General features: G+C 58.2%; 28 protein-coding genes. 19 read left to right on the top strand and 9 right to left on the bottom strand.

Annotated elements, in window-relative coordinates; all coding sequences use genetic code 11:
- Positions 1 to 11: 11 nt before the first annotated feature.
- Both frr and pyrH read right to left on the bottom strand, forming a co-directional pair.
- On the bottom strand, positions 12 to 569 hold the full coding sequence (gene frr, locus WC529_03150) for a ribosome recycling factor (protein MFA5113277.1): 558 nt from the start codon (positions 567 to 569) through the stop codon (positions 12 to 14).
- Complete coding sequence (gene pyrH / locus WC529_03145; protein ID MFA5113276.1) at positions 566 to 1306, bottom strand: UMP kinase; 741 nt, start codon at positions 1304 to 1306, stop codon at positions 566 to 568. Before pyrH ends, frr begins: the two co-directional genes overlap by 4 nt.
- A gap of 31 nt (positions 1307 to 1337) precedes the next feature.
- Here pyrH and WC529_03140 point away from each other — a divergent pair, with 31 nt between their 5' ends.
- The 8 genes from WC529_03140 (at position 1338) to hisC (ending at position 9304) form a co-directional block, all read left to right on the top strand.
- A complete protein-coding gene (locus WC529_03140; protein MFA5113275.1) occupies positions 1338 to 2381 on the top strand; it encodes a histidine kinase N-terminal 7TM domain-containing protein in 1044 nt (347 codons plus the stop codon).
- Positions 2382 to 2399: 18 nt separating this feature from the next.
- The gene (mnmG, locus tag WC529_03135) at positions 2400 to 4190 is read left to right on the top strand and encodes a tRNA uridine-5-carboxymethylaminomethyl(34) synthesis enzyme MnmG (protein ID MFA5113274.1); all 1791 of its coding nucleotides are present in this window, start codon (positions 2400 to 2402) and stop codon (positions 4188 to 4190) included.
- A 25-nt stretch (positions 4191 to 4215) separates the two neighbouring features.
- On the top strand, positions 4216 to 4671 hold the full coding sequence (locus WC529_03130; GenBank protein ID MFA5113273.1) for an OmpH family outer membrane protein: 456 nt from the start codon (positions 4216 to 4218) through the stop codon (positions 4669 to 4671).
- 2 nt (positions 4672 to 4673) lie between these two features.
- On the top strand, positions 4674 to 5609 hold the full coding sequence (lpxD, locus tag WC529_03125) for a UDP-3-O-(3-hydroxymyristoyl)glucosamine N-acyltransferase (GenBank protein ID MFA5113272.1): 936 nt from the start codon (positions 4674 to 4676) through the stop codon (positions 5607 to 5609).
- Complete coding sequence (locus tag WC529_03120; GenBank protein MFA5113271.1) at positions 5606 to 6700, top strand: glycosyltransferase; 1095 nt, start codon at positions 5606 to 5608, stop codon at positions 6698 to 6700. The genes lpxD and WC529_03120 overlap by 4 nt, the downstream gene beginning before the upstream one ends.
- Complete coding sequence (locus tag WC529_03115) at positions 6697 to 7425, top strand: hypothetical protein (protein ID MFA5113270.1); 729 nt, start codon at positions 6697 to 6699, stop codon at positions 7423 to 7425. Before WC529_03120 ends, WC529_03115 begins: the two co-directional genes overlap by 4 nt.
- Positions 7426 to 7486: 61 nt before the next feature.
- Positions 7487 to 8161 carry a hypothetical protein gene (locus WC529_03110; protein MFA5113269.1) on the top strand — a complete coding sequence of 225 codons (675 nt, stop codon included), beginning with the start codon at positions 7487 to 7489 and terminating at the stop codon, positions 8159 to 8161.
- Between the two features lie 75 nt (positions 8162 to 8236).
- Entirely contained in the window at positions 8237 to 9304 is a 1068-nt protein-coding gene (gene hisC, locus WC529_03105; GenBank protein ID MFA5113268.1) for a histidinol-phosphate transaminase, read from the top strand.
- A gap of 1 nt (position 9305) precedes the next feature.
- Here the strand turns inward: hisC and WC529_03100 are convergent, their stop codons facing one another.
- Positions 9306 to 10145, bottom strand: a complete 840-nt coding sequence (locus tag WC529_03100; protein ID MFA5113267.1) for a hypothetical protein — start codon at positions 10143 to 10145, stop codon at positions 9306 to 9308.
- Positions 10146 to 10195: 50 nt separating this feature from the next.
- On the opposite strand from WC529_03100, the gene gcvT reads away from it, so the two are divergent.
- From gcvT to gcvPA, 4 genes are read left to right on the top strand one after another with little or no spacing between them, the layout of a single operon-like run.
- Positions 10196 to 11236, top strand: coding sequence for a glycine cleavage system aminomethyltransferase GcvT (gene gcvT / locus WC529_03095; GenBank protein MFA5113266.1), 1041 nt, complete (start codon positions 10196 to 10198; stop codon positions 11234 to 11236).
- A gap of 7 nt (positions 11237 to 11243) precedes the next feature.
- Entirely contained in the window at positions 11244 to 11528 is a 285-nt protein-coding gene (locus tag WC529_03090; protein MFA5113265.1) for a hypothetical protein, read from the top strand.
- A gap of 1 nt (position 11529) precedes the next feature.
- On the top strand, positions 11530 to 11913 hold the full coding sequence (gene gcvH / locus WC529_03085; protein MFA5113264.1) for a glycine cleavage system protein GcvH: 384 nt from the start codon (positions 11530 to 11532) through the stop codon (positions 11911 to 11913).
- Positions 11910 to 13121 carry an aminomethyl-transferring glycine dehydrogenase subunit GcvPA gene (gene gcvPA, locus WC529_03080; GenBank protein ID MFA5113263.1) on the top strand — a complete coding sequence of 404 codons (1212 nt, stop codon included), beginning with the start codon at positions 11910 to 11912 and terminating at the stop codon, positions 13119 to 13121. The genes gcvH and gcvPA overlap by 4 nt, the downstream gene beginning before the upstream one ends.
- Here gcvPA and WC529_03075 read toward each other — a convergent pair.
- A complete protein-coding gene (locus WC529_03075) occupies positions 13095 to 13619 on the bottom strand; it encodes a GerMN domain-containing protein (GenBank protein MFA5113262.1) in 525 nt (174 codons plus the stop codon). The genes gcvPA and WC529_03075 overlap by 27 nt on opposite strands.
- A 68-nt stretch (positions 13620 to 13687) precedes the next feature.
- On the opposite strand from WC529_03075, the gene WC529_03070 reads away from it, so the two are divergent.
- The gene (locus WC529_03070; protein MFA5113261.1) at positions 13688 to 14107 is read left to right on the top strand and encodes a thioredoxin family protein; all 420 of its coding nucleotides are present in this window, start codon (positions 13688 to 13690) and stop codon (positions 14105 to 14107) included.
- Here the strand turns inward: WC529_03070 and gyrA are convergent.
- The 5 genes from gyrA to dnaA all read right to left on the bottom strand — a co-directional run bounded on the left by gyrA (position 14104) and on the right by dnaA (position 21648).
- Positions 14104 to 16677: a DNA gyrase subunit A gene (gene gyrA, locus WC529_03065; GenBank protein MFA5113260.1), complete on the bottom strand. Its 2574-nt coding sequence runs from the start codon at positions 16675 to 16677 to the stop codon at positions 14104 to 14106. The genes WC529_03070 and gyrA overlap by 4 nt on opposite strands.
- A 20-nt stretch (positions 16678 to 16697) precedes the next feature.
- On the bottom strand, positions 16698 to 18671 hold the full coding sequence (gene gyrB, locus WC529_03060) for a DNA topoisomerase (ATP-hydrolyzing) subunit B (GenBank protein ID MFA5113259.1): 1974 nt from the start codon (positions 18669 to 18671) through the stop codon (positions 16698 to 16700).
- Positions 18671 to 18958 carry a DUF721 domain-containing protein gene (locus tag WC529_03055; GenBank protein ID MFA5113258.1) on the bottom strand — a complete coding sequence of 96 codons (288 nt, stop codon included), beginning with the start codon at positions 18956 to 18958 and terminating at the stop codon, positions 18671 to 18673. Before WC529_03055 ends, gyrB begins: the two co-directional genes overlap by 1 nt.
- A complete protein-coding gene (gene dnaN / locus WC529_03050; GenBank protein MFA5113257.1) occupies positions 18958 to 20097 on the bottom strand; it encodes a DNA polymerase III subunit beta in 1140 nt (379 codons plus the stop codon). The genes WC529_03055 and dnaN overlap by 1 nt, the downstream gene beginning before the upstream one ends.
- A gap of 183 nt (positions 20098 to 20280) precedes the next feature.
- Complete coding sequence (gene dnaA, locus WC529_03045; GenBank protein MFA5113256.1) at positions 20281 to 21648, bottom strand: chromosomal replication initiator protein DnaA; 1368 nt, start codon at positions 21646 to 21648, stop codon at positions 20281 to 20283.
- Positions 21649 to 21729: 81 nt separating this feature from the next.
- Here dnaA and rpmH point away from each other — a divergent pair, with 81 nt between their 5' ends.
- Genes rpmH through mnmE form a run of 6 tightly spaced genes read left to right on the top strand, consistent with a single transcriptional unit; the run spans position 21730 to position 25033 of the window.
- Positions 21730 to 21870, top strand: a complete 141-nt coding sequence (rpmH, locus tag WC529_03040) for a 50S ribosomal protein L34 (GenBank protein MFA5113255.1) — start codon at positions 21730 to 21732, stop codon at positions 21868 to 21870.
- The gene (gene rnpA / locus WC529_03035) at positions 21860 to 22192 is read left to right on the top strand and encodes a ribonuclease P protein component (GenBank protein MFA5113254.1); all 333 of its coding nucleotides are present in this window, start codon (positions 21860 to 21862) and stop codon (positions 22190 to 22192) included. The genes rpmH and rnpA overlap by 11 nt, the downstream gene beginning before the upstream one ends.
- Positions 22180 to 22422 (top strand): membrane protein insertion efficiency factor YidD, encoded by a 243-nt coding sequence (gene yidD, locus WC529_03030; GenBank protein ID MFA5113253.1) that lies wholly within the window; start codon positions 22180 to 22182, stop codon positions 22420 to 22422. Before rnpA ends, yidD begins: the two co-directional genes overlap by 13 nt.
- Positions 22423 to 22430: 8 nt before the next feature.
- Positions 22431 to 23054 carry a YidC/Oxa1 family membrane protein insertase gene (locus tag WC529_03025; protein ID MFA5113252.1) on the top strand — a complete coding sequence of 208 codons (624 nt, stop codon included), beginning with the start codon at positions 22431 to 22433 and terminating at the stop codon, positions 23052 to 23054.
- On the top strand, positions 23051 to 23674 hold the full coding sequence (jag, locus tag WC529_03020; GenBank protein MFA5113251.1) for an RNA-binding cell elongation regulator Jag/EloR: 624 nt from the start codon (positions 23051 to 23053) through the stop codon (positions 23672 to 23674). The genes WC529_03025 and jag overlap by 4 nt, the downstream gene beginning before the upstream one ends.
- Positions 23675 to 23686: 12 nt before the next feature.
- Positions 23687 to 25033, top strand: a complete 1347-nt coding sequence (gene mnmE / locus WC529_03015; GenBank protein MFA5113250.1) for a tRNA uridine-5-carboxymethylaminomethyl(34) synthesis GTPase MnmE — start codon at positions 23687 to 23689, stop codon at positions 25031 to 25033.
- Positions 25034 to 25071: the final 38 nt, after the last annotated feature.

Below are 25071 nucleotides of genomic sequence, written 5' to 3'. Positions count from 1 at the left end.
GGGGTCTATGGCTAGACCTCCATTATCTCTTTTTCTTTAGCGGTTAAAAGTTTGTCGATCTCGAGGGAAACTTTGTCGGTCAATTCCTGGACCTTTTTGTCCTGCATTTTTTCCATGTCTTCGGTGATCGTTTTGTCGGCCTTTTGTTTTTTCAGGGCCTCGATCGCGTCGCGGCGGACGTTGCGGATGGCGATCTTGGCGTCTTCGGATTCTTTTTTTGTGACCTTGACCAGCTCTTTCCGCCTCTCCTGCGACGGCTCGGGCAGGGATAGCCGGATGGTGCCCCCTTCGTTCTTCGGGTTGATGCCGAGATCGGAGGTCAGGATCGCTTTTTCGATCGCCTGGGCGGCGGTTTTGTCGTAAGGGGTAACGAGCAGGCTGCGCGCGTCCGGGGTGGCGATCTGCGCCAGCTGTTTGAGCGGGGTGCTTGCCCCGTAATATTCGACGTGGACATGGTCCAGCAGGGCGGCGTTGGCGCGGCCGGTGCGGACCGCCGCAAAATTCTTTTTCAAGACCTCCATCGCCTTCTGCATCCGCGCTTCGCTCTCTTTGATCACGTCCTGCATCACTGGCCTCCTTGCTTTCCCTTTTCGTTGTAAACCATGGTGCCGACATCCTTGCCGAGCACGGCGCTTTTAATGTTGCCACCCTTCATTAGATCGAAAACGATGATCGGGATCTTGTTCTCCATGCAGAGCGAGGCGGCGGTCGAGTCCATGACCCGCAGCCTTTTTTGCAGTATTGCCATGTGGGTGATCTTCTTGAATTTTTTGGCGTTGTTGAACTGCAGCGGATCTTTGTCGTAGATGCCGTCGACCTTGGTCGCTTTCAGGATCACTTCGGCGTCCAGCTCGGCCGCGCGCAGGGCGGCGGTGGTGTCGGTCGAAAAATAAGGGTTGCCGGTGCCGGCCGCCAGGATCACGACCCGGCCCTTTTCCATGTGACGGATCGAGCGGCGGCGGATGAACGGTTCGGCGATGGAGCGCATTTCGATCGCGGTCTGCACCCGGGAAGGGACGCCCGCTCTTTCCAGCGAATCCTGCAGGGCCAGCGAGTTGATGACCGTGGCCAGCATCCCCATGTAGTCGCCGGTCGCCCGGTCGATCCCTTTGACCGCCCCGGCGACGCCGCGGAAAATGTTACCGCCGCCGATCACGACCGCCACGCCGACCCCCAGCTCCTTGACCGATTTGATCTCCTGGGCGATGGTCGCCAGGACGTCCAGGTCGATCCCGTATTTCTGTTTGCCGCCGAAAACTTCACCGGAGAGCTTGAGGAGGATTCTTTTGTAGCGCGGTCTTGTCATATCGACGAGATTATACTATAATCTGGGCATCATGGCAATGTTTTTCCCGTACTTCGAATTGGCCGCGTCGCTCTTTATTTTGCTCCTCGCTTTCCAGATCTGGACGCGGCATTACGAGAATAAATTGGCCCGGTTTTACGGGCTTTTCGCCATTATGGCCTTTCTGGCGGCCATCCTGACCTACTCGCTCCGCATCGCCTTTACGCTGGAGATCGCCGCCGACATTAACCGGCTGAGCGGCTCCCTCTGGGCCTTTGTCTTCGCCATGTACGCCCATTTCGCCCTGCTCTTCACCAAAAAGCGCCGGTTCCTGGAAAACCCGTTCAGTTACGTCCTCCTGTACCTGCCGCCGGCGATCATCAGCTTCCTCTTCCTGTTCACCAACCAGATGTACCTGCGGCACGAGATCTGGAACATCGGCATTATCAGCGCCCCGGCGCCGCTCTATTTCCTGTTCACCCTGGAGACCTTCGCCTATTGCCTCTGGGGGATCGTCGTCCTCTTCAATTATGCCCGCCATACGCCGCAGAAGACCGAGCGGCTCCAGGCGATCCTCATCATGCTCGGCTCGATCGTGGCGGTCGGCATCGGCGTACTGAACGACATGCTGGTTCCCGGCCTGCTCGGCGCCCGGCTCACCGCGCCGACGGTGGTCTTCGATATCGCCATCATGAACCTGTTCATTTTTATCGCCATGCGGCGTTACGCCCTCTTTTCCATCTCCGCCGCGCTGGCCGCCGATACGATCATCGAAACGATGCCCGATTCCCTGATCGTGACCGACCTGCTCGGCCGGATCATCTTTATCAACGAAGAAGCCCAGCAGTTCTTTCATGTCTGCTGCGAAGACGTCGCCGGCCACCGGATCATCAATCTGTTCAAGCATAAGGACGATTTCTACAAGCTCTACCAGGAAGTGGCGCAGAAAAAGGTCCTGGTGGAGCGGTACGAGGCCGAGCTGGTCGATAATCTGGGCGAGCGGATCCCCGCGCTGATCAACGCGCGCCTCCTGCGCGAAAAAGTGGTCGGCGAAACGATCGGCATCGTCTTCGTTATCCGGGACATCAGAGGTTAACTTCCGCTCCGGGTCGTTATGAAAAAGATCAGGGATTATATCTACCCCAAACACTATGATGTCATCGTCATCGGCGCCGGGCATGCCGGGATTGAGGCGGCTTTGGCGGCGGCGCGGCTGGGCTGTCGGACGTTATTGTTGACGATGAACATCGACACCGTCGCTTTTATGTCGTGCAATCCGGCGATGGGCGGGCCTGCCAAGTCAACGCTGGTCCGCGAAGTCGACGCTCTCGGTGGCCAGATCGGTATTTCGACCGACCTGACTTTCCTCCAGATGAAAATGCTCAACACCAACAAAGGGCCGGCTGTGTGGGCGCTCCGCGCCCAGTCGGACCGCAAGGACTACCACGTGACGATGAAGGAAATCCTTGAGTCCGAGCCGAACCTCGACCTGAAGCAAGGCGAAGTTGTTGAGCTGCTCGCGGCCCGCGACCCGCGACACGTGACCGGCGTCAGGACAAGCCTGGAGGTCGTTTACCACGGCAAAACCGTCGTCGTCACGACCGGCACGTTCCTCAACGGCATAATCCACGTCGGGATGAAACACCAGGAAGCCGGGCGGATGGGCGAGTTCCCGGCTAAGGGGCTTTCCGCTTCGCTCAAGAAGCTCGGTTTAAAGCTTGGCCGGCTGAAGACCGGGACGCCGGCGCGGTTGAATAAAAGGACGATCGACTTCTCGAAAATGACGCCGCAACCGGGCGACGAACCGCCGAAAATGTTTTCTTTCGCCTGGGAATATCAACAATACGGCCTGACCGGCCTGCCGGACAATCCGGTCATTGGGCTGCCCCAGGTCGCCTGTCACTTGACCTGGACGAACGAAAAAACCCACCGGATCATCCGGAAGAACCTCGACCGCTCGCCGCTTTTCCAGGGGAAGATCAAGGGGACCGGCCCGCGCTACTGCCCCTCGATCGAGGACAAGGTCGTCCGTTTCCCGGAAAAGAACAAACAGCAGTGCTTCATCGAGCCCACCGGCCGGCGCACCAACGAGATGTACGCCCAGGGGATGTCGACTTCGCTCCCCGAAGACGTTCAGGTCGCTTTTTTGCGGACGATGCCTGGGCTGGAAAAAGTCGAGTTGATCCGCCCCGGGTACGCCGTCGAATACGACTACGTCCTTCCCTCCCAGCTCCAGTACGCTTTGGAAACAAAAAAGATCGGCGGGCTTTTTTGCGCCGGGCAGATCAACGGGACCTCCGGCTACGAAGAGGCGGCCGCCCAGGGGCTTGTCGCCGGGCTCAACGCCGCCCTCCAGGTCAAAAAGAAAGCCCCGCTGATCTTGCGCCGGGACGACAGCTACATCGGCACGCTGATCGACGACCTGATCACCAAGGAGATCCTGGAGCCGTACCGGATGCTGACCTCCCGTTCGGAATACCGCCTCCTGCTCCGGCAGGATAACGCCGACCTCCGGCTGACTGAAAAAGGGTATAAGGCCGGGCTGGTCGGCAAGGCCAGGCATCGGGCGTTCAGGCGGAAAAAGGCCGCGGTCGAGAAAGGCGCCCGGATCTCGCCGGAAGCCGCCGAGCAGATCGACATTACCGCCAAATATGCCGGTTACATTACCAGGCAGATCGAGGAAGTCGGGAAATTCAAGCGGCTCGAGGGGCGCCGGATCCCGTCAGGCGTCGATTATCATCGCCTCCGGGGCCTTTCCCGCGAGGCGCAGCACAAGCTCACGGCCTTGCGGCCGGCCTCGGTCGGCCAGGCCTCCCGGATCGCCGGCGTCTCCCCGGCCGATATTTCCGTCCTGCTCGTCCACCTGGCGGCGTCTGGACGAAAAAAAACCGCCGTGTTAGAATAGCGCTGTTCAAGAGGAGGTGACAATCATGAGAAAGTTATTAGTCGCATTGTTAGCGATCGCCTTTATCGCCGGTGTTTCGCAAGCCGCCAATTTCAACTCTATCGGCTTTATCGACGTCCAGAAGGTTTTCAAGGAATACAAGGAAACTTCCAAGGCCCAGAGTGAACTGGGCAAGCAGGAAGAAAGCTTCAAAAAGGAATTTGAAGACAGCCAGAAAAAGCTGGAAAAGGCCGAAAAGGACGGGAAAAAACCGGAAGAGCTCGAGAAGATGAAGAAAGAGCTCGAGACAAGCCTCGCGCCCAAGCGGGAAACCTTGCTCCGGCTTAACGCCCAGTTGACCGGCAAGCTCCAGCAGGAGATCTTGCAAGCCGTCCAGAAGGTCGGTAAAAAGGTCGGGATCGAAATGGTCCTCGACAAGCAAGTCGTCATCACCGGCGGGATGGACCTGACCGAGATGGTGATCACCGAGCTCAATAAGTAATCGTGAAGCTAAAAAAACTGGTTGAGATCGCCGCCGGCGCGTTGGTCGGCGACGGAAATCTGGAGATCGGGGGCGTTTCCCCCATCGAAGAGGCCGGGGCCGGGGATTTGGTCTTCGTACTCGAGGACAAGAACCTGGCTCCGGCTTTGTCCTCGAAAGCGGCGGCGCTCGTCGCCCCGGCCGCCGCGCAGATTTCGGGGAAGTCCGCCATTCTGGTGAAAAATCCGCGCCTGGCCCTGGCGCAGATCCTCCCTCATTTCGCGCCAAAACCAAAGGCGAAGCCCGGCATCCACCAGACCGCCGTCATCGCCCCCGGCGCCAAGATCGGCAAGCGGGTGGCCATTCACCCCTTCGTCTGTATCGGCGAAGACGTCGAGATCGGCGACGACTCGGTAATTTATCCCTCCGTCACCATTTACGACCGGGTCAAGATCGGCAAGCGGGTCGTGATCCACGCCGGCGCCCGGATCGGGGTCGACGGGTACGGCTTTGTCTGGCACGACGGCAAATACGCGAAGATCCCGCAGGTCGGCACGGTCGTTATCGAAGACGATGTCGAGCTCTACGCCAACGTCTGCGTCGCCCGCGGCACGCTCGGCGCCACCCGGATCGGCGCCGGCACCAAGATCGACAGCCTGACCCACGTCGCCCACAACTGCGACATCGGCCGGCATTGCGCCGTCACCGCCCTGGTCGGGTTTGCCGGTTCGGTCACGTTCAAGGACCACGTCTCGGTCGGCGGCATGGCCGGATTCAACGGGCACATTACCGTCGGGGAGAACTCCGTCATCATGGCCAAGGCCGGCGTGACCAAAGATATCCCCGCCAACTCGGTCGTTTCCGGCTTCCCGGCTGTCCCCCACCGGAAAGACCTGGAACAGCAGGCCGCGCTCCGCCGCCTGCCCGAAGTGCTCAAAACGCTGAAACCAAAACAGTGAAGATCGCCTTTTTCGCCGACTCCTACAAACCGTACCTCTCCGGGGTGACCAATTCGGCCGAGATCCTGGTCAATGAGCTCCGCTCGCTCGGCCATAAGGTTTATGTGCTTGCCCCGCGCTATCCCGGCCACGTCGATACCGACCCGGACATTATCCGCTTCCCCTCGTTCTCCGGCGGTTACCCGAAGTTCCGCCTGGCGATTCCGATCGTCCGGCAGATCCCCGAGGTCGACATTATTCACAGCCACTCCCCTTTTCAGGCCGGGTTATTGGCACGCTTCGTCGCCCGGCGGAGAAAGGTCCCGTTCGTTTACTCGTTCCACACGCTCTTCACCCGTTACGTCCATTACGCCCGTTTTGTGCCAAAAACCCTGGCCAAAATGGGGATCGTCGCCTATTTACAAGCGTTTTGCCGCGGAGCCGACCAGATAATTACTCCGTCGGACATGGCCAGGCGGGTGTTAAGGGCGTGGAAAATTGCTAAGCCGATCGCCGTTGTTCCTTCCGGCGTTGAGCTGTATAAATATCCCGCCGACTTCGCGGCCGCGAGGAAAAAGCTTCGCCATAAATACGGCATCGGCGAACACGAGAAAGTCTTGCTCTACGCCGGCCGCGTTTCGAAAGAGAAGAACCTCCCTTTTATTCTAAAGGCATTCGAGCGACTCGCGGCTCGCGACACGCGACTCGTGATCGTCGGCGGCGGCCCGCTCAAGCTTCCTCATCATAAAAGGATCGTCGCGACCGGCGAGATATCCTATCCGGAGATCTTAAGCTATTACCTAATGGGGGATATCTTCGTCTTTTCGTCAACGACCGAAACGCAGGGGATGGTCCTGGCGGAAGCCAAGGCGGCAGGGCTCCCGGTCGTTGCCTTGTTCGCCGGCGGATTAGTTGATACTGTCCGCTCTGGGGTCGACGGCTACCTGGTCCGACGCGACCTCAACGCTTATGTTGAGCATTTAACGCGCCTGCTCGAGGACGACGCTTTGCGCCGCAAAATGGCCCAGGCCGCCCGGTCCGACGCGCAGGAGCGTTTTGCCTCATTTGTTGTTGCAAAGCGGATCGAATCTATTTATAATTCCCTCATATGAGAACAAAAGCGGCGCTCGTTTGCTCTATTCTCTACTTACTAATTTCTGCTTTCTCGTGTTCCCTGGCCGCACCCCAGTATCTCCCCGCGCCGGCCTTGAGCGGGCCGACGGGCGTGGTAAAGATCCCTTCGGCCGACTGTATCCCGTACAAGAACTTCAACATCGGCGCCGACTACGGCACGACGGTGACCGCCAACGGGAGCGCGACCGGCGAAGCGGTCGTCTCCTACAAAATGAACCTCGGCACCTTCCACGGCGTCGAGCTCGGCATCGTCGGCGGGACCGAGAAGAATTCGAGCAAGCTGCGCGAAGGGGTGTTCGTCAACATGAAGCTGTCGCTCTCCACCGGCGACGAGCCCTACCCCTTGCTCCTGGCGCTCGGCGTGGAAAACCTTTTCTCCTACACGCAAACCGACGTTTACATGGTCGCCACCAAGTACTTTAAACAGGGGCCCAAGGCGACCTTCGGCTTCCAGGCCGATTTCCCGAACAACAAGTTCCGGCCGCTCGGCCTGGCCGGCATCGAGATCCCGCTCGGCGACACCGTTTTCCTGCTGTCGGACCTGCTGGCCGGGGAAACTCTTTTCCAGGTCAACGCCGGTGCCCGCCTTTATTTTACGCCGATCTTCTCCCTGAACGTCAGCGCCTTGAACGTCCTGGACGGCACGCAGGTCAAGGATACGCGCTCCGTCCTGCTCGGTTTCAGCTGGGCTAATCCTTTTTAATAAGGGGGTGGTTAACAGTTAAATATTGCGTCCCGAGATTAATTACTATTAGGAGGACCAAATGAGACTCTTAGCCACGTTATTATTAGTTTCTGTTATCGCCGTCTCCGCCGTCTCCGCTGAACTGCTGATCACCGCTAATCCGCTGGGCCAAGGCAAGATCGCCGTTTTGGGCGGCTACATTCAGGACTCTAATTACGGCAACATGAGCGGCCTGACGCTGGGCACCATCGGCGGCTATGTTGGGTACGGCCTGACCGACAAGTTGGATCTGCTGGCTCAGATCGGCTCGTCAACGGCGGGCGGCACCCTTCCGCTCGGCGTCTCCAGCATAACCGGGTCCGGCTATGCCCTTAATCTGAAGTACGCCTTAATGGCCGAAGGCAAAGACTTCCCGGTCAGCGTCGCGCTCGGCGGCGGCTATAAGTCCGCTTCCAGCACCACCAACATCACCGGCCTCGGCTCGTTCTCAACCCCGACGTCCCAGATCGCCGTGGCGGTTGGCGTCAGCAAGATCATGGCCCCGTTCGTTCCTTACGGCGGCCTGACCTATCGCTCGATGAATTCCAGCGGTACGGCGCTCGGCACCGCGATCGACCTGAGCGTCGGCACCGCGATCGCCTGGTCCATGCAGGGCGCGGTCCTGGTTGAGTATACGGCGCAGTCGACCACCCCGAATGGCGGCAGCAACTACAGCAGCAGTCAGATCGCTGCCGGCGTCGCCTATTCTCTTTAGTTCCGGTCTGTTTGTCCCAAAGGCCTCCGGGTCCCTCCGGAGGCCTTTTTTTTAGGGCTGTGCTATAATTTCCGCATGGGCGATATCCCGATCAGAAAAGAAGTCGAGGCGATCAAGGATTATATCCCGGGGAAGACTCCGAAAGAGCCGGGGGTAGTTAAGCTGGCGTCCAACGAAAATCCCTTTGGCCCCTCGCCAAAAGCGGTTAAGGCCATAGGCGAAGAAGCCGGCAGACTGCAGATCTATCCTGACCAAAAGTCGACCCTTTTGCGCGAAGCGCTGGGGAAAAAGCTTGATATCAGCCCCGATTGCATTATCTGCGGCAATGGATCGGACGACATCATGCAGGTCCTCGCCTCTACATATATAGAGCCCGGCGACGAGGTTATTGTCTCTAAGAACACCTTTAGCCTGTATGAGCTGGTCACGAGGCTCTTCGGCGGCAAGCTGGTCCTGGTCGATATCAAGAACGAAGCGCTCGACCTGGCCGCGATCGCCGGCGCCGTTACGGCCAAAACCAAGGTCGTTTTTCTGACTAACCCGAACAACCCGACCGGGACGATCTTTACCGCGGCGGAGTTTGCCGCTTTCAAGAAAAAGGTCCCCGACAACATCCTGATCGTAATTGACGAGGCTTACGCCGAGTTCGTCGAAAGCAAGGATTTCCCGAATAGCATCGACTATGTCAAAGAGGGGCGCAATGTGGTGGTGCTGCGGACTTTTTCCAAGTTCTTTGGTTTAGCCGGCCTGCGCGTTGGTTATGGCGTTGCCCGAAAAGAGCTCGTTGCTCCGATGTTCCGGACCAAGATGCCGTTCAACGTTAACCGCCTGGCCCAGGCCGGCGCGGCGGCGGCCCTCGACGACGATGATTTTATGGCCAAGACGCTCCAGAACAATGGCGCGGGCAAGGATTATCTTTACGCGGAGCTGGACAAGCTGGGCATTAAGCACCAGAAGACGGAGGCCAACTTTATTTTCCTCTACACCCAAAAACCGGCCGATGAAATGTTCCTGGAGCTGATGCGGCGGGGGGTAATTATCCGGCCGTTGACTTCTTTCGGTTTCCCCAACGCGATCCGGGTCTCGATCGGCACGCGGGAACAGAACGAAAAGTTCGTCGCGGCGCTCAAGCAAGCCCTCTGACCTACCCCTGCAGGTCGGGGTTCATGATCGTTCGTTCAAAGTAGATCCGCAGTTCTTCCGGCACTTTTCCCAGCCCTTCTTCCGAGTAACCCGGCGCGAGGCGGGACAAGATCGCCATCGAGGCGCCGTAGGCAAAGATCTCCCCGATAAAAATCTGAGTATCTTCCAGGAATTTGAGGTTGCGCCTGGTCGCCAGGATCTCGGGGACGTTGGTCTTGGTGATCCGCGCCAGGTCGAACGGTTCGGCGCAGCGGGCAGCGACCCCGGCAAAAAACTTCATCGCTTCGGAATCGGGCGCCGTTATCGCTTCCCGATAGATCTGGGAGACGACCAGCCGCGAAAAGCCGATCCGCTCTTCCGCCAGCGCCCAGAGGTTTTGGTTCAGATAAAAATCATGCAGGATCTCGTGGCACAGGGTCAGCGCGCTGGCGTCCTCGGGGACCAGGATCTTCCGGTTCGCCCGGGAAAGCATCGGCTGGGCCCCCTGCATCAGGCGGTAAAGTTCTTTTTTTCCGGCCGGCGCGTAAACTCCGGCCAGGACTTCGGGGTCGGCTTCGAAGGTGGCGCAATAGCGTTTATAATCTTCTTTGGTCAGGACCTGGATCTCCGCTCCCCCCCGCAAGGTAACGGGGCTGATCCCCAACTTCGCGGCCGCGCGGCCGTTCAGGTGGTACGCCGTAACCGTTAGGTCAAGCCCGTTGATCTTCAGGCGCTCCGCCCTGCCCGGCTGGGCAAAGATCGTGGAAAACAGCTCCGCCCCGCGCAAAGAGGCGACGTTGACCCGGCGTGTTTTTACAACTAAGCGCGCCACGATCCCGGTAATTTTTTGGCCGATTTTCATCATATGTTTATCGTCATTTTTCGCCAAATATTTCATGATATAATTGGTTCATGCTCAACCGCACCCCTCTTTACGAAAAGCATCTCGCTCTCGGCGCCAAAATGGTCCCTTTTGCCGGCTGGGAAATGCCGGTCCAGTACCCGGCCGGGATCATCGCCGAGCACCTCGCCGTCCGGTCGACCGCCGGCCTTTTTGACATCGGCCACATGGGGCTGGTCAAGGTTGAAGGGGACCAAGCCTTGCCGCTGCTCCAGCGGGCCATGACCAACGACGCCTCCCGCCTGGCGGAGAACCAATGCCAGTACACCGTCCTCTGCAACGAGGCCGGAGGGACGATCGACGATCTCTTCCTCTACCGCCTGCCGATGCTTTACCTGATCGTTGCCAACGCCGTTAACGCGGACCGGGTCCTGGCCCGGCTGAAAGAGCTTTCCGGCAACAAGCACGTTGCCTTTTACGACAATTACTGCATGCTTTCGGTCCAGGGCCCGCAGGCCGTTGCCGTGGCGAGCAAGGCCTTGGCTATTCCGCTCGCCGGCCTCAAACATAACCGTTCGCTCTGGTGGCGAGACATCATTCTGTCCCGGAGCGGCTACACCGGCGAGGACGGGATCGAACTGATCGCGCACAAGCAAGAAGTTCCCGGGCTCTGGGACAAGTTCATTAAGGCCGGGGTCCAGCCTTGCGGGCTGGGGGCGCGGGACACGCTGCGGCTCGAAGCCGGGCTACCCTTGTACGGCCACGAGTATGACGAAGAAACCTCTCCGCTCGACGCCGGTTACGCCTGGGCGGTCAAGTTCGACAAGGGAGATTTTATCGGCAAACAAGCCTTGTTAAAAGGCCCCAAAAAGAAGCTGGTCGGTATTGAAATGGCCGGCCGCACCATCCCCAGGCAAGGATACCCGGTCCTCGCGGCCCAGGGCGCGCGCCAGGTCGGCGTAGTGACCAGCGGCACCTTTTCGCCGACGCTGAAAAAGCCGGTCGCCCTCGCCTATTTAACGTCGGACGAAACGGCGGTTCTCGTCGATATCCGGGGGCAGATGGCGCCGGGGCGCGTCGTTGACAAAGCGTTCTATAAAAGAGTACAATAGTTCTGCCATGGACCTCAAAAAAGCCTACTACTTCATCATTTGCCTGGCCGCCCTTTTCTTCCTTTTTTGGGGGGCCGTTGACCTGACCGGCTCGGCGATCGGCCTGGTAGTTAACCGGGGAGCGGCCCCGGCCGCCGACCAGCTGGCCGGCCAACCGAGCGAGCAGTATCTCGAAGCATATTACCAGAAAAAAATGCTGGTCGACCGCCTGTGGGACGGGGTGGCGCGGGTCGCTTTTGCCGGCGCCGTTTTCCTGTACTGCCGCAAGCGGGCCGACGGATCGGAGAGCTAACATGGGAAATTATCCGGCTGACCTCAAATACAGCAAGGAGCATGAATGGGTCCGGGTGGCGGGGAACGTCGCGACCATCGGGATCTCCGATTACGCCCAGGATTCTCTCGGCGACGTCGTTTATGTCGAGATCCCGGCGCTTGGCAAGGAGTTCCAGGCCATGCAGGAGTTCGGTGTCGTCGAATCGGTCAAGTCGGTCTCCACTCTCTACTCTCCCGTTTCCGGCAAGGTCGTGGCGCGCAACGAAGGGCTGAACGATCATCCGGAAAAGGTCAACTCCTCTCCTTACGACGAAGGGTGGATCATGAAGCTGGAAATGTCCGCGCCGGCCGACCTGAACGCGCTGCTTCCCGCCGCTGATTACCAGAAACTGATCCAGAAGTGACGACCGATCTCTTTGCCGTTATCCCGGATAAAGTTCGGGTCAAGCAGCCCTTGTCCCTGCCCGCCCCTTTAAGCGAGCCGGACCTGCTGGCCGAGCTTGCCCGCCTGAGCGAAAAACAGCCGCGGGCCGAGCGGTTCCTCGGCGCCGGGTCTTACCGGCATTTTATTCCCAGCGCGCTAAAGCATCTTGTCGGCCGCGCCGAGTTCTCTACCGCCTACACCCCTTACCAGGCCGAGGCTAGCCAGGGGACGCTCCAGGCGATCTATGAATACCAGTCCCTGATCTGCGAGCTGACCGGGATGGAAGTCGCTAACGCCTCGATGTACGACGGGGCGACCGCCCTCGCCGAGGCCGCCTTTATGGCCTGCCGGATAACGGGCCGCAAAGAGATCGTCGTCTCCGCCGCGATCCATCCGAACTACCTGGAGGTTTTACGGACCTATTGTAATGCGGCCGATTTAAAGCTGACGGCCTTGCCCTTTGACCAAACAACAGGGTTAACCCCCAGCCCCCAGCCCCTGGCCCCCGGTGCCGCTTGCTTCGTTTTACAACAGCCAAATTTTTTCGGCAACATTGAAAACGTTTTCGGGCTGGCCGACAAGGTCCACGCCGCCGGCGCCCTCTTTATTGTCAGCGTCGACCCGATCTCGCTCGGCCTCCTCAAGCCGCCCGGCGCTTACGGCGCCGATATCGTGGTCGGCGAAGGGCAGGCGCTCGGCAACCCGCAGAGCTTCGGCGGGCCGGGGCTTGGCTTGTTCGCCGCTAAAAAAGAGTTCTTACGTCAGATGCCGGGCCGCTTGGCCGGCGCGGCCGTTGACAGCCAGGGTCGCCGCGGCTACGTTTTGACCATGGCGACTCGCGAACAGCACATTCGCCGCGAGCGCGCGACCTCCAACATCTGCAGCAATGAGGCGCTCTGCGCCCTCTCCGCCTGCGTCTATCTCTCGCTGCTGGGCGGCGGCGGGCTGCGCCGGGTCGCCGAGCTCTGCCTGCAAAAATCCACTTACCTGAAAAGGTTGTTGGGGGCTAAAGTGTTGTGGCCCGAGACGCCGAGCTTCAAGGAGTTCGTGGCCCGGTCCGGCGCCCCTTTCGGCTACGACGCCTCCGCCCTTATTTCCCAAACTTCTCCCTTGCGCTTGCTGTGCGTGACCGAACTGGTAAAAAAAGCGGCGCTGGATAAATTAGCGGCGGAGATCGGCGCGGCCTAGCGGCTTGTCCAGGACGAGCCCTTCCCCGCCGAGGACGACCTCTTTGTTCCCTTCGATCCGGACCCAGACCTTCTTGACGCCGGGGACTTCCGTCGCCGTGTAAACGATCTGGGCGATGATCCCTTCGATCCTGGCCGACCCGCCGCCGTAATCTTCGAGCTGCCGGTTAAAATCAACTATCGCCACTCCGTCCTTGACCCGGTGGTGCAGCACCCTGGTCCCGCCGGGGATCAGGGTCGTCAGCCCGCCGGCTTTTTCCGCTGCGGTCGGCCCGGCGAGCAGCGCGGCGATTGCCCGCCCCAGCCGATCGTCGTTTTTCGCCAGCGGCCGCTCCGCGGCGGCCAGCCGGTCTCCTTTGGTTAAATAGATCGTGACCGTCGGCTGTTTGGGCTGGGGCGCGCTGGAACAGTAGTAGAGCGCGGCGAGGATGATCGTCGCGAAAACAAACGACGCCAGGAGCAGGCTAAGCGGGATTTTTTTCGGGCGTTTTCTGGCCATCGCGAAAAAAGTCTACCACAATTAAAAAGTAAATGCTATAATCTCGAAAACTCGAAGGAGATAATATCATGAAAAAATATTGGGTCGTTATTCTGGCCGTGGCCGCCGTCGCCGTTATCGGCTCGTTGTACCTGGCCCTGCGGCCTTCCGCCCCGCCGCCGGCCGTCAAGCTTGCCGGCGCCACGCCGGAGGCGACCGCCGTCAAAGCGGTCGTTCTCCCCAAAGTCGTTACCTTGTACCAAAAAGGGGAAAGCGAGTCGGACCTGGCGGTTTTCGTCTCCCGGGAGCTTGCCCGGGAATGGCGCGGCCGCGCGTCGTTCCGCCTGATCAATGTTGAGGACGAGCCGCAGCTGGCGGAATTTTATGGGGTGAGCGAGATCCCCTCGGTTATTATTTTAACGCCCGCCGGCGCGATCCAGGCAAAACACGAAGGCTATTGGGATAAATCGGCGATCCTGGCCGTTCTCAAGAAACTCGCCGCCAACTAGCTCTTTCTTTTTCTGGTCCGCTTGATCGGGAGCTTGGCGCGCTCTTCCTTGATCTTTTCCAGGAGCTCTTCCTTGCGCTCTTCTTCTTTCTTGACCGCTTCCTCGAGCGCTTCGGCCGCTTCTTCTTCGTTCACGACGCGGGCCAGGTCGACGATCCGGTCGCCGTCGTCCACCCGCTGGATCCGCACGCCCTTAGCGTAGCGCCCCTGGGCGGTGATGCCGGAGGCCTTCTGCCGGCTCATGGTCCCGTTCGCCGTCACGAACAGCAGCTCGTCTTTCGGCTGGATGATCTTCATCTGCGAGACCGTGTCCTTGTCGCGCAGCTTGATGGCGATGTGCCCCTTGCCGCCGCGGTTCTGGGCGGAGAACTCGCCCATCTTCATCCGCTTGCCGAAACCGTTGTCCGAGATGACCAGCAGGTCGCCGCCGTCGTTGATAATGTCCATGGAAACGACCTTGTCTTTGTCTTTTAAGCGGATCCCGCGCACGCCCGAGGCCGCCCGGCCCATCGGCCTAACGGTCTTTTCCGAGAAGCGGATCATCAGGCCGCTGGCCGCGCCGAGAATAACTTCTCTCTTGCCGTCGGTCTCGGAGACCCAGCGGAGCTCGTCCTTGTCCTTGAGCTTGATCGCAATGATCCCGTTCCGGCGGATATTGGCAAAGTCCTCCAGCGGGACCTTTTTGACCATGCCGTTCCGGGTGCACATCATCAGGAACGTCTTCTTTTCAAAATTGTCGACGGGCACGGCGGCCGTGACCGTCTCCCCCTGGCCAACTTGCAGGACCTGGGCGATCGCCTGGCCTTTGCCGGCCCGGCTCGCTTCCGGCAGGTCGTAGACCTTGAGCTTGAACACCCGGCCCATGTTCGTGAAGAAAACGACGAAGGCGTGGGTCGACGCCGTAAAGATGTTCTCGATCTGGTCCTCTTCCCGCGTCGTCATCCCGGACACCCCTCGCCCGCCGCGCAGCTGCGACTTGAACGAGGAGACCGGCACCCGCTTGACGTAGCCGTCGCGGGTGATCAGCACGGCGACCTCCATGACCGGGATCAACTGTTCGATGTCGATCTCTTCGGCCGCGGCGGCGATGTCGGTCCGCCGCTTGTCGCCGTATTTCTCCCGGACGTCGACGAGCTCTTTCTTCACGATCCCCATCAGCTTTTTCTTGCTGGCCAGGATCTCCTTCAGCTCGCCGATCAGTTTCTTGAGCGCCTTCAGCTCTTCTTCGATCTTCAGCCGCTCCAGGGCGGTTAACCGCTGCAGTTTCAGGTCAAGGATCGCCTGCGCCTGGACCTTGCTCAGGTCGAACTTCTTCATCAACCCTTCGCGCGCGTCCTCGACGTTCTTGGCCTTCTTGATCAGGTTAACGACCGCGTCGATATTGGAGACGCAAATGACCAGGCCTTCTAAAATATGGGCCTGCTCTTCGGCCCGGCGCAGGTCGTACTTGGTCCGGCGGGTGACGACCTCTTCGCGGTGCTTGATGAACTCGGCCATCATCTCCTTCAGGTTAAGCAGCCTGGGTTGGCCGTCGACCAGCGCGACCATGTTGACGCCAAAGGTCGTTTGCAGGTTGCAATGCTTGAATAGCTGGTTCAGCACGACCTCGCGGCTGGCGTCGCGCTTCAGCTCGATGTAAATGCGCATTCCGTCGCGGTCCGATTCGTCGCGCAGGTCGGAGATCCCCTGGATCTTTTTATCCTTGACCAGCTCGGCGACCTGCTCGATCATCTCCGCCTTGTTGACCATGTACGGGATCTCGGTGACGATGATCGCTTCCTTGCCCGCCTTGGCCCGCTCCACGTCGTAGCGGGCGCGCAGCGTCAGCAGGCCGCGGCCGGTCGTGTAGGCGTCCTTGATCCCCTGTTTGCCGCAGATCAAGCCGCCGGTCGGGAAGTCCGGCCCTTTAACGACCTGCATCAGCGACTCGATCGTCGTTTCCGGGGCGTCGATCAACATCACCAGCCCGTCGACGATCTCCCCCAGGTTGTTCGGCGGGATATTGGTCGCCATGCCGACGGCGATCCCGGACGAGCCGTTGATCAATAAGTTTGGCAGTTTGGACGGCATGACGAGCGGCTCTTGCAGCGACTCGTCGAAGTTCGGCCCGAAGTTGACCGTCTCTTTTTCGATGTCCGCCAGCATTTCGACGGCAAACTTAGAGAGCCGGGCTTCGGTGTAGCGCATCGCCGCCGGCGAATCGCCGTCGACGCTGCCCATGTTGCCCTGGCCGTCGACCATCATGTAGCGGAGCGAGAAATCCTGGGCCATGCGGACCATGGCGTCGTAAACGGCCGTGTCGCCGTGCGGGTGGTATTTACCTAAGACTTCACCGACGACCCTGGCGGATTTTTTGTACGGCTTGCCCGGCTGCAGGCCCAGCTCGTCCATGGCGAACAAGATGCGGCGGTGGACCGGCTTGAACCCGTCGCGGACGTCCGGCAGCGCGCGGCCGACAATGACCGACATCGCGTAGTCAATGTACGACGACTTCATCTCGTGTTCGATCGTGGTCGGCAGCAGCCCGGCCTCCAGCTTTGCCGGCGCCTGTTCCGCCGGCCCTTCTTTCATTTTCCTTTTTTTAAGCGCCATTATACGTCCAACCTCTTTACTAATTTAGCGTTCTGCTCGATGAACTCGCGGCGCGGCTCGACTTCCGACCCCATCAGGATGGTAAAGATCTCGTCGGCGGTCTCCGCGTCCTCCAATTGGACCTGCAGCATCGTTCTGGTTTCCGGGTTCAGGGTCGTCTCCCACAGCTGTTCGGCGTTCATTTCGCCCAAGCCTTTGTAGCGCTGCAGGCTGATCCCTTCCTTGCCGATCTCCTTCAGTTTCTTTTCCAGCTCCGCGTCGGAGTGCAGCCAGTGCTGGGCCTTGTTCTTTTTTAGCAGGTAAAGCGGCGGCTGGGCGATATAAAGGTGGCCGTTCTCGACCAGCTCGCGGGCATACCGGTAAAAGAAGGTCAGGATCAGCGTCCGGATGTGCGCGCCGTCAACGTCGGCGTCGCAAAGCAGGATGATCTTGTGGTAGCGGAGCCGCTTATGCAGCTCTTCCGGCGTCAGCTCCACTTCGGCGTCGCCGTTGCCGTCGCCCTTGAGCGCGGTCACGACGCCCGGGCCGATCGCGGTGATCAGCGTCCGGATCTCGTTGTTGGCCAGGATCTTGTCCAGGCGGGCCTTTTCCACGTTCAGGATCTTGCCGCGCAGCGGCAGGATCGCCTGGAACCGCCGGTCCCGCCCCTGCTTGGCCGAGCCGCCGGCGCTGTCGCCCTCAACGATGAAGATCTCGCATTTGGACGGGTCCGACTCCGAGCAGTCCGCCAGCTTGCCCGGGAGAGTGGCCGTGTCCAGGGCCGATTTCTTCCTCTCCAGCTCCTGGGCCTTGCGCGCCGCCGCCCGGACCCGGTATGCCAGGAGGGATTTTTCAATTATCGCCCTGGCCGCCGCCGGGTTTTTATCCAAATAGGCGCCCAAGCCGTCGATCGTGATCGAATCGACCAGCCCCTTAATTTCGCTGTTCCCCAGCTTGGTCTTGGTTTGTCCTTCGAATTGCGGGTTCGCGATGCGGAGGTTAATGACGCAGGTTAGCCCCTCGCGGACGTCCTCTCCCGCCAGCGCTTCGTTTTCCTTGAGCAAGTTATTCTTCTTCGCAAAATTGTTGATCGCCTTGGTCAGCCCCGACTTGAAGCCCACCAGGTGGGTCCCGCCCTCCCTGGTCCGGATGCAGTTGACGTAAGAAAAAATGTTCTCGTCGTAATATTCCTTGCAGTGCTGCATGGCGATCTCGACGTAAGTGTTGTCCTTGTCGGTAGCAAAAAGCACCGGCGGCGCGTACATCGCTTCTTTGCCCTTGTTCAGGTGCTTCACGAACTCGATCAGCCCGCCTTCGTAGTGGAATGTCTCCGGTTCTTTTTTGCCCCGCTCGTCGGCCAGGATGATCTTTAATCCTTTATTAAGGAACGCCACTTCCTGCAGCCGGTGTTTGACCGTTTCATATTCAAAAATAATGTCGTCGAATATTTTCTTGTCCGGCATGAAGGTGATGACCGTCCCCGTTCGCTCTTTGTCCTTGGCCGAGCCGATCTTCTCTTTTTTCGGTTCGCCGACGTCAAAGTGCTGGTTGTAGACCTTCCCTTCGCGGTAGATCTCCACGTCCATCCATTCCGACAGCGCGTTGACGACCGAGACGCCGACGCCGTGCAGGCCGCCGGACACCTTATAGACCGAGTCGCCGAACTTGCCGCCGGCGTGCAGCGTGGTCAAGACGACTTCCGCCGCCGGCCGCTTCGTTTCCGGGTGGATATCAAAAGGTATGCCGCGGCCGTTGTCGTCCACCGACACGGAATTGTCTTTATGGATCGTCACTTCGATCGTATCGCAGTGCCCCGCCAGCGCCTCATCAACGCTGTTATCCACGACCTCGTAGATCATGTGGTGGAGGCCTGGTTTTCCGGTCGAACCGATGTACATGCCCGGCCGCATCCGGACCGCGTCTATCCCGCCCAGGATCTTAATGCTGGATGCGTCGTAACCTGACGGATCCTTGGTTTTTGCCGCCTTTGCCATTAAGCTACCTCCATCGTCTTGAAGCGAATGTCGGAAATGACGTCCCGGCCCGCCTTCTCGTTGAATTTTTTAATGATCTGGGTTTTCAGGAACGATAATTCCTGCGCCCAGACCGGCGTTTTGGTGTAGATGTGGAGCGTCCGGTCGCGGATCTTGACCGGCTCGGTGTTGCGGGCGACCCGTTCGTCCACGACCATCGCCCAGAGGTCCAGTAGCCGGCAGTTGCGGACTAACCCGCCGATGTTCCCGTCTATCTGCAGGAAAATCTCCCCAATCTTCTGCGTCACTAGGCGGCCTCTTGCGTCCTGATCGGCATTACTATGTAAAGATAATCGGGGCCTTCCGCCGGCTTGATAACGCCCGGGCTCAGCCCTTCGCCTAATTCCAGCACGATCTGCTCTTCTTCGATGGTGTTAAGGACGTCGGTGATCAGGCGGATATTGAAAGAGACCCGCGCCTTTTCCGCCCCCTTAACTTCGGCGTTCAACACTTCGGTCACGCTCCCCAGGTCCGGGGTATTCGCGGTAACATAGAGCTTTCCGCTCCGCAATTCGAAGGCCGTGACGTTGGCCGATCCGGAAGCGATGACCGCCGCCCGCTCCGCCGCCTTCAGCAGCTCCCGGGTGTTCAGGTGCAGCTTGGTCGCGCTCTTTTTGGGGATCACTTGCCGGTAATCCGGGAATTGCCCCTGGATCAGGCGGGAAACCAGGTAAGTGTCTTCGTATTTAAAACTGATCTGTTCGCCGGAGACGTTGATCTTGACCTCTCCCTTGTCTTTTCCTTCCAGGATCTTGGCTAGTTCCTGCAGCGCCCGGGCGGGAATGATCACGCTGATGCCCGGATCGCCCTTTAGCTCGATCTTTTCGCCCCGCTTGGCCAGGCGATAGCCGTCCGTCGCGATCATGCGGAGATTGGAAGCATCCCCGGCCTGGCTGCTTTTCCCCGCCTCCAGCAATGCTCCGGTCAAAACGTATTTTTCTTCGCTGCTCGAAGCGGAAAAGATCGTTTGTTTGATTACGCTGACCAAGGTCTCTGGCTCAACACTGAAGGCTTTGCCCTCTTTGACTTTCGGTAAAGCGGGGAATTCGTCCGCCGGCAGCGCGTGCAGGTTCACGTGCGATTGGTCGTAGTTGATCCTGATCGTTCCGTTCTCGCCCAGCTTGAAGCTGATCTTTGTTTCCGGCAAGCGGGAGACGATTTCGCTCAGTTTTTTGGCCGGCAATAATGCGGAACCTTCTTTCGTGACGTTCGCCTTGATCCCCAATTCCATGCCGATCTCTAAATTGTTCGCGGAGATCTTTATGCCGCTCTTTTGGGCTTCAAAAAGAACGTTGCCGATGATCGGCAGCGTGCTGCGGGTGGCCACGATCTTTTCGACCGTGGAAACTCCGGCTTGCAAATCTTTCTTTTCACAAGAAAATTCCATAACTCCCCCTTTCTGGGCTTGTCCACCTTATCCAAGGCTCTATGTATTATAGTATAAATAATACAGTAGTAAAAGAGCCTGTTGATATGTGAATAAGTCGATTAATCTCCCCTTTGGCGGGAAAAGAAATGAGACTTAATCCACAACTGTTTAAAGAACCGGTGCAAAACTCCCCGGGCCGGACTAATGCACAGCCGAGGGTGTGTACTTCCTGACCAGCGCGCCGATGCTCCGGATCGAGTCGGCCAGGTCGCTGTCTTTTTTCTGTTTGGTCTTGATCTTGGCGCAGGCATGGAGGACCGTCGTGTGGTCGCGGCCCCCGAATTCGTCGCCGATCTTCGGCAGCGAGGCCCCGGTCAGCTCGCGGGCCAGGAACATGGCGACCTGCCGGGCGGTAGCGATCTTTTCGGTCCGCACTTTGGCGGACAGGTCCTCGATCCGGAGGTTGAAATGCTCGGCGGTGATCTTCTTGATCAGGTCGATGGAGATGTTCAGCGCCTCTTTTTCCGGCGTGGACACGTCCTTGAGCACCTGGTCCACCAGGGCGATGTCGATCGCCCGGTTGGTCAAAGAGGCAAAGGCCACGACCCTGATCAGCGCCCCCTCCAATTTGCGGATATTGGAGATGATCCGGCTGGCGATAACGGCCAAAAGGTCGTCGGAAACGACGATGCCGCTGATCTCGGCCTTCTTTTTTAAAATTGCCATCCTGGTCTCGAAGTCCGGCGGCTGGATATCGGCGGTCAGGCCCCATTCGAAGCGGGAACGCAGCCGGTCTTCCAGCGTGGTCATTTCCTTCGGCGGCCGGTCCGAGCTTAGGACGATCTGCTTGTGCGATTCGTATAAAGTGTTGAAAGTGTGGAAGAACTCTTCCTGGGTCCGCTCCTTGCCGGCGATGAATTGGACGTCGTCGACCATCAGGATGTCGATATTGCGGTATTTGTTCCGGAACTGCAGGGCGCGGTCGTCGCGGATCGAGTTGATCAGCTCGTTGGTGAACATCTCCGAGGTGGTATAAAGGATCTTGGCGCGCGGATTTTTCAGCAGCACGCGGTGGCCGATCGCCTGCATCAGGTGGGTTTTGCCGAGCCCCACCCCGCCGTAAAGGAAAAAGGGATTGTAGGCCGTCGCGGGGCTTTCGGCGACCGCCAGGGCGGCGGCGTGGGCGAAGCGGTTGCCGTGACCGACGACAAAAGTGTCGAAGGTGTAACGGTAGTTCAAATGCTGGTTGAGCGGCGGCTGCGCCTTGACCGGCTCGATCGAGGTCGCCTCAAAAAGCGGCGTGGAAAACAGCGACTCGGGGCCGACCACGAAAGAAACGCTTTTTAAGCCGGGCAGATGGGCCGCCAGCTCCTGCTCCAGGAGCGTCACGCAATATTTCGAAAGCCATTCTTTGACCACGTGGTTGGGCACGGCGGCTTCGAACACGCCATTATTAAAGGAGACCGGCTTGGTCGAAGAGATAAGCGCCTCATAAATAGGCCGGTTAAGACTTTTTTCCAATAACGGGAGTACGTCGTTCCAGATCGTGTTAATATCGACGATAGCCATGGCCAGAAAAACATTGTAGCACGGCCGCCGCGCATTAACAAGAAGGTTGACACGGCCCGGGGCAAAAAGTATAATTGACCCATGTCAACGAAAAGAACGTATCAGCCGCACAAGAAGAGCAGAAAAACAACGCACGGGTTCCTGGTCAAGATGAGGACCAGGGGCGGCCGCCGGGTGTTGTCCAGTCGCCGGAAAAAGGGCAGGAAGCGGATTGCTCCCTAAGGACCAGCGGATCGTCAGGGGCGATGAGATCAAGCAGACGGTAAGGAACAAGCAGTTTCACTTTGCCTCTCCCCTACTCTATTTTTCTGGTAGATATAGTAAAAACGACAAACGGGTCGTGGTCATTTGTAGCGGTAAAGTCGGCAACGCGGTGACGAGGAACCGCATTAAGCGGCAGATCGTCGGAGCTTATGGCAATATTAGGCATAATATCGCCAAAAACATTGATATGGCCATCATGCCGCAAAAGAGCGCGGCGACAAATGAATATCAGGGCGCGCTGGAGCAGGGTTTGAAGCAGGCAAAATTATGGCAAGAATAGTGATATATTTGCTGACATTATACCAAAAATATATCGCTCCCTACCTGGGCCAGCGCTGCCGTTACTATCCAACCTGTTCTGATTACACAAAGGAGGCGGTAGGCAGCCACGGGGCACTGGTTGGTTCATTATTAGGCATAAAAAGGCTAATAAAATGCAACCAGTTTTTCCCGGGTGGATTCGACCCGGTCCCTGCGGCTGTTTCACGTGAAACAAAATGGAACAATTAACTAATATTATGCTCGAGGTGCTCAAGTTCTTCTATGTAATAGGCGGGCACAACTACGGCCTAGCAATTATTTGGCTGACGATAGCGGTAAATATCGCGCTGTACCCGTTAACTTTGTCGTCGATCCAGCAAATGTCGGCCATGCAGCGGTTGCAGCCCAGGATCAATGAAATCCAAAAGAAGTATAAAGACGATCCAAAAGAGCTGCAGAAAGAGATGATGGCCGCCTATAAAACCGAGGGGGTTAACCCGCTGGGGGGCTGTTTGCCGGTATTATTGAAGATTCCCTTCTTTTTGGCCTTATTTTGGGCCCTGCAAAGCAAGGAGTTTGTCGCGCTTGCCGGCCAAAATGCGTCATTTATCCCGGGCTGGATCAATAATATCACCGCACATGACCCGTATTTCGTTTTGCCCATACTAATTGGGGTAACGACCTGGCTTTCCCAGAAATCCATGCCGCAAACGACCGGGCAAAGCCAGGCGATGATGGCATTTATGCCTTTATTTATCACTTTTATAAGCTATAATTTTGCCGCCGGGGTGCAAATATACTGGATCATCTCCAATTTAATGGGGTGGGCCCAGCAAACGTATATTATGACCTGGCGAGTAAGGGGGAGGAAAGTATCATGAAAACGATCAAAATGAAGGGGAAAACGGCCAACGAAGCAATTGAAGCGGCGGCCGCCGTGCTTGGCTGTGAAAAGGACAAATTGAAAATTAAAGTAATTAATGAAGGAAAACCGGCGATGATGGGGATAATCGGCGGGGAAGAGGCGGAAATCGAGGCGACGCTGCTGGCTGGCGGGGGAGAAGAGGCAAGAGAAATTTTGCAGAACATACTAGATAAAATGGGGATGTTGGCGGTTGCGGAGATCGTTTCGTCAAGTGCCGAGGAGGTCTCCATGGCGGTCAAAGGCGAGGATATGGGCAGAATTATCGGGAAAGAAGGGGCAATGCTCAAGGCGCTGGAGACAGTAGTTGGGGCCATGACTGGTAAGGCGGTTGGCGAACGCATCAGAGTAAGGATAGACGCCGGCGGCTATCGGGAGAAGCGGGTCAAGGTGCTGGAGCGGCTCGCGGCGGATATTGCCGAAGAGGTCGCCAGCACAGGGCAAGAAAAGGTGCTGCCATATATGGAACCGGCCGACAGAAGGGCGATCCACCTTTATTTGGCGAGCAACGAAAGGGTAACCAGCTATAGCAAGGGCGAGGGGAAGGACCGGCGAATGGTGATAGCCCCCAAGCAATAGGGGCTGTTTCACGTGAAACATTCCCTTGATGATACCATTGCCGCGATCGCTACGCCGCTAGGGCAGGCCGGGCTCGGAGTTATAAGGATATCCGGTAAGCGAGCACTGCCAATTCTTCGCAAGATCACCTCATTTAAAGGGAAAATCCCTTCACACAAGCTTAGGTTGGCCTGGATAAAGCAGGACGGCGTCAAGTTTGACCAGGCAATGACGGCTTATATGAAGGCGCCGCAGAGCTATACGGGCGAAGATGTCGTGGAAATAAGCTGTCACGGTTCGCCGGTGGTACTAAAGAAGGCCTTGTCGGCGATCATTGCTAGCGGAGCAAGGCTGGCTGAGCCCGGCGAGTTTACCAAGAGGGCTTTCTTGGGGGGGAAGATCGACCTTACGCAGGCGGAGGCGGTGATCGACCTGATCCAGTCGGGGGCGGAGGCGGCGATAATTAATGCCAACAAACAAATGGCAGGGACGGTGGGGGACGAGGTGCGGGGGGTAAGGCGGGCTTTGCTTGGTGCGTTGGGGGAGACCGAGGCGGCAATTGACTTCCCGGACGACATCATGTTTAAAAAGAAGGAGATAAAGCGGCAGATCGAAAAACAGATCAAAAGAATCGGCGCCGCCCTGGCCGGGGCCGAAGAAGGGCGGATGATCAGAGAGGGAGCCAGGGTGGTGATCGCGGGGAGGCCGAACGTAGGCAAATCAAGCCTGCTGAACGCGTTGATAATGAGCGAGAGGGCCATTGTAAGCAAGGAGCCCGGCACGACCAGGGACACCATAGAAGAGATGATCAGCCTGGGGGGAATGCCGGTTGTTTTAATTGACACGGCGGGGTTGCGGGGCGGCCGGGGAGAGGCCGAATTGGCCGGGGTCCGGAGAGCGGAAAACGAGCTAAAAAATGCCGACCTGGCCTTGGTGGTTTTCGACCTTACCAGGGGGCTCGGGTCCAGAGAAAAGGCGCTGATCGCCGGGCTTAAAAAGAGGCGGTTTTTGCTGGTAGGGAATAAGGCGGACCTCCCGAGAAAGGAACAAGTGAACAGTATTTATCCACACCATACAACATCGGCCAAAAACGGAAAAGGGGTAGGCCGGCTAAAAGAGGCGATCAAAAGAAAGTTGTTAACAAGGTCATTGGTCAGGCAGGGGCCAATTTCACTGATCAACGAAAGGCACCGGGAGTGCTTGACAAAGGCCAGGGAATCGCTTATAAGAGGGCTGGCGGCCCTTAATAGAGAGGATTGCGGCGAACTGGTGGCCGAAGACTTGAAAAAGGCAATTATCGCGCTGGGAGAGATTGGCGGAGAAGATGTTTCGGCAGAAGTGATCGGCGGGATCTTTTCACGATTCTGTGTGGGTAAGTAGCGGAGGGGGCCTTAGGGCCGACCCTGTGGAAAAGGAGT

This window comes from Candidatus Margulisiibacteriota bacterium, from assembly GCA_041650855.1.
In the GTDB taxonomy this organism is placed as follows: Bacteria; Margulisbacteria; WOR-1; order O2-12-FULL-45-9; family XYB2-FULL-48-7; genus JALOPZ01.
This window is presented reverse-complemented; position numbering and strand designations above follow the sequence as displayed.

Coding starts and splice junctions, on each gene's coding strand:
- WC529_03075 (MFA5113262.1), bottom strand. CDS start 13,619: ATGGCCAGAAAACGCCCGAAAAAAATCCCGCTTAGCCTGCTCCTGGCG.
- WC529_03115 (MFA5113270.1), top strand. CDS start 6,697: ATGAGAACAAAAGCGGCGCTCGTTTGCTCTATTCTCTACTTACTAATT.
- gcvH (MFA5113264.1), top strand. CDS start 11,530: ATGGGAAATTATCCGGCTGACCTCAAATACAGCAAGGAGCATGAATGG.
- gyrA (MFA5113260.1), bottom strand. CDS start 16,677: ATGAAAGAAGGGCCGGCGGAACAGGCGCCGGCAAAGCTGGAGGCCGGG.
- gcvT (MFA5113266.1), top strand. CDS start 10,196: ATGCTCAACCGCACCCCTCTTTACGAAAAGCATCTCGCTCTCGGCGCC.
- rpmH (MFA5113255.1), top strand. CDS start 21,730: ATGTCAACGAAAAGAACGTATCAGCCGCACAAGAAGAGCAGAAAAACA.
- WC529_03140 (MFA5113275.1), top strand. CDS start 1,338: ATGGCAATGTTTTTCCCGTACTTCGAATTGGCCGCGTCGCTCTTTATT.
- WC529_03070 (MFA5113261.1), top strand. CDS start 13,688: ATGAAAAAATATTGGGTCGTTATTCTGGCCGTGGCCGCCGTCGCCGTT.
- hisC (MFA5113268.1), top strand. CDS start 8,237: ATGGGCGATATCCCGATCAGAAAAGAAGTCGAGGCGATCAAGGATTAT.
- dnaA (MFA5113256.1), bottom strand. CDS start 21,648: ATGGCTATCGTCGATATTAACACGATCTGGAACGACGTACTCCCGTTA.
- WC529_03110 (MFA5113269.1), top strand. CDS start 7,487: ATGAGACTCTTAGCCACGTTATTATTAGTTTCTGTTATCGCCGTCTCC.
- WC529_03130 (MFA5113273.1), top strand. CDS start 4,216: ATGAGAAAGTTATTAGTCGCATTGTTAGCGATCGCCTTTATCGCCGGT.
- dnaN (MFA5113257.1), bottom strand. CDS start 20,097: ATGGAATTTTCTTGTGAAAAGAAAGATTTGCAAGCCGGAGTTTCCACG.
- mnmG (MFA5113274.1), top strand. CDS start 2,400: ATGAAAAAGATCAGGGATTATATCTACCCCAAACACTATGATGTCATC.
- gyrB (MFA5113259.1), bottom strand. CDS start 18,671: ATGGCAAAGGCGGCAAAAACCAAGGATCCGTCAGGTTACGACGCATCC.
- pyrH (MFA5113276.1), bottom strand. CDS start 1,306: ATGACAAGACCGCGCTACAAAAGAATCCTCCTCAAGCTCTCCGGTGAA.
- WC529_03025 (MFA5113252.1), top strand. CDS start 22,431: ATGCTCGAGGTGCTCAAGTTCTTCTATGTAATAGGCGGGCACAACTAC.
- jag (MFA5113251.1), top strand. CDS start 23,051: ATGAAAACGATCAAAATGAAGGGGAAAACGGCCAACGAAGCAATTGAA.
- yidD (MFA5113253.1), top strand. CDS start 22,180: ATGGCAAGAATAGTGATATATTTGCTGACATTATACCAAAAATATATC.
- WC529_03090 (MFA5113265.1), top strand. CDS start 11,244: ATGGACCTCAAAAAAGCCTACTACTTCATCATTTGCCTGGCCGCCCTT.
- WC529_03100 (MFA5113267.1), bottom strand. CDS start 10,145: ATGAAAATCGGCCAAAAAATTACCGGGATCGTGGCGCGCTTAGTTGTA.